This window comes from Microcoleus sp. N9_A2 (assembly GCF_036701775.1).
In the GTDB taxonomy this organism is placed as follows: Bacteria; Cyanobacteriota; Cyanobacteriia; order Cyanobacteriales; family Microcoleaceae; genus Microcoleus.
In genome coordinates this window covers 1-2,524 of record NZ_JAUBRH010000134.1, presented here as the reverse complement: position 1 = coordinate 2,524, position 2,524 = coordinate 1, and the positions used below count along the sequence as shown (strand labels likewise).

3 protein-coding genes are annotated in these 2,524 nt (G+C 41.6%); 2 read left to right on the top strand and 1 reads right to left on the bottom strand.

Annotation, left to right across the window (positions count from 1 at the left end):
- The first annotated feature begins 179 nt into the window (after positions 1-179).
- Positions 180-587 carry a VOC family protein gene (locus QUA44_RS30290; RefSeq protein ID WP_333257579.1) on the top strand — a complete coding sequence of 136 codons (408 nt, stop codon included), beginning with the start codon at positions 180-182 and terminating at the stop codon, positions 585-587.
- Positions 588-915: 328 nt separating this feature from the next.
- Here the strand turns inward: QUA44_RS30290 and QUA44_RS30285 are convergent, their stop codons facing one another.
- Entirely contained in the window at positions 916-1,425 is a 510-nt protein-coding gene (locus QUA44_RS30285; protein WP_333257581.1) for a hypothetical protein, read from the bottom strand.
- A gap of 557 nt (positions 1,426-1,982) precedes the next feature.
- Between QUA44_RS30285 and QUA44_RS30280 the strand changes: the two genes are divergently transcribed.
- Positions 1,983-2,465, top strand: a complete 483-nt coding sequence (locus QUA44_RS30280; protein WP_333257584.1) for a hypothetical protein — start codon at positions 1,983-1,985, stop codon at positions 2,463-2,465.
- The last annotated feature ends 59 nt before the right edge of the window (positions 2,466-2,524 follow it).

Here is a 2,524-nt window from a genome sequence, read left to right as displayed (position 1 = left end):
TTGAATTGCCCATCAAGTGCGATGCCTGCGGCTGGCTTCGCCTACGCGATTTTTTCGAACTTATTCAGCAAGCCCTACCTAATCCTTTCAAGTTTGCTCACAGCGTTACTCTTCTATTCAAACATTAGCGAAAAATCGTTAATGTTTCACCTTGCGATCGAAGTTAAAAAGGAGAAAACATGGCTACTAAAATTTTCGTGAATTTACCCGTCAAAAATCTCGATCGGTCTGTCGAATTTTTTACTAAACTTGGATTCAGTTTTAACGCCGAATTTACTGACGAAACTGCCACTTGTATGGTTGTGAGCGAAGACATCTTCGTCATGCTCTTGACAGAAGCCAAGTTCAAGGAATTTACACCCAACCCAATTTGCGATGCCACCAAGAGTACAGAAGTGCTAGTATGCTTGTCTTCCGAGAGCCGAGAAGAAGTGGATAAAATGATTCGCAACGCAGTTGCTGCTGGCGGAACGACCTACAATGAACCGCAAGACTACGGATTTATGTATAGTCATGGCTTTCAGGATTTAGATGGCCACATTTGGGAAACTATGTTCATGGAACCCAGCGCAGTCAATCAAGGTTAGGCATTTTCTATCTGCTTCCTGAAAACAATAGAAAGCTCTTCTCAATGGGTCAAAGTTAGCGATTGCATTGAGAAGAGCGATCGAATATCCAAAAATCCAAAAAGGGTGCAGCTCAGTTTGGCAAATTCCTTAAAAAATGGCTAAAATGAAAAATCTAGTAAAACTGTAAAAAAAGGATGATATCAAGAAAATGATACCCTCAGATAAACAGCAGCTAAAAGCATACTTAAAAGGGGTAGCAGAAATTTTTTACAGAAATACAGATGCGGTTGGCGTACAACAATTGAGCTGATGAACCCTTACTACACTTTTAATAAACTCATTTTTTTCAATCCATCTGCTTCACGACCTCCAAGGCTAACCCTAACACCTCTGCAATTTGCTCATCCTTTAATCCCAACTGTCGTAATTTACCAACCATTTCAATTTTAACTTGATTAGTGCCATCCTGGTAGTCAGGAGTTGCAGGCTGACTTTTATCTGGGGTAGGAGTGGGTAATTCTGAGCAACTATTGATATAATTAATTGTGTTGCTATCCCAAAAATTAGTAGTGTTGCGATCGCCAAAATTTATATTCAGATTTAATTGCCGTTCTAGAACAGATTCCAGATTACCTTTATCAACTGGTTCATCAAAAGCATCAGATAACATTTGCAAAAGATCGTAACCTACATCCTTAGCATGACCCGCCGTACAACCATAAGTATTTGCAATATCAGAATACTTTTGTCGATTCAGTATTCCCTCGATAATTTTACGCTGCAAGTCATTTAGATGTTTGCCTGTCTTCGCGCTAAGCACTTTATCTACAAATTGCAAGATATCGGCGGTGTTCATCAGTAGGGGTGTCAGAGAACTATAGTTAGTATACCCGACTTTTTCCGTCTTTTTCCGTCTTTTTCCGCCTTGAATCCCAATTTCCGAAATACCCGTCTTTTTCCGTCTCTTTTTCCCTTTGCAGTTTTGTGCGATCGGTTTATGATGTGGAAAAGGATAAAAATTAGTTTCATCGCCTGTATTGGTGAACAGAATTTCATCTACCAGTTTTCAGGCTTTTGCGATGTTTATCGATCGGTCAGATAGGCTGGTTTTTCCGATATTATCCGATCTTTCAGACATTTGGGCAAATTTTTCTGGAAAAGTTCCGACTCAATCCGACTGACAGGGCGATCGGGTTTTGGTTTTAGTTGGGTTAAGGCAGAGCAAAAGTAGTTCAAACTGTTCAGATTTAAACCGCAGACGTGCGGGATAAGCCGACCAGGAAGAGTATTGTACTGCAACTACGGGACAATTAATACCACAACAACCATTTATTACATAGACTCACAATCGCAATGAAAATCGCAACGTTTTCTTCCAAACAGTTCTCGAAGGCCATCGCAACGGGTCTAACTTTGGCAGCAGTGATCGCTGCTTTATATTCAGTCAGCTTGTCTAGTGCCCAAGCACAAGCCCCCAACGGTCGGTATGAAGTTCGGTCAAACGGTCAAATTTTCTTTTATCCTGCAAATGGGACTAATCCAGTGGTAGTCTACAACGGTAGCGGAAGAGCTGTAGCTATTACTCAATACAATGGTGCAGTTTACACTGCGTTTCCAGGGTACATTTACCGCAGTCCAGACGGACAAGACCTCGGTGGTGGTCGCAGGACTGAGCTAGTTTACAAGGGATCTGGAACTGTTAATGTGATGATAGTGTGCCAAAATGCTATTTTTACGGCATTTAGAGGGGGACGCATTTACCGCAGTCCAGATGGACGAGACCTTGGTGGTGGTAGAACTACTGGCCTCGTGTATGGAGGACCTGTAGAAGTAAACCGTATGCAGTGCGTCAACGGTAACGTGGTTACATCTTTTGTTGGTAGTGCTTTTATGTAAAGGATGGAGGATAATACCTCTATGTCCAGTCTTTTGAGGAGTCTCATCATGAAACCCTA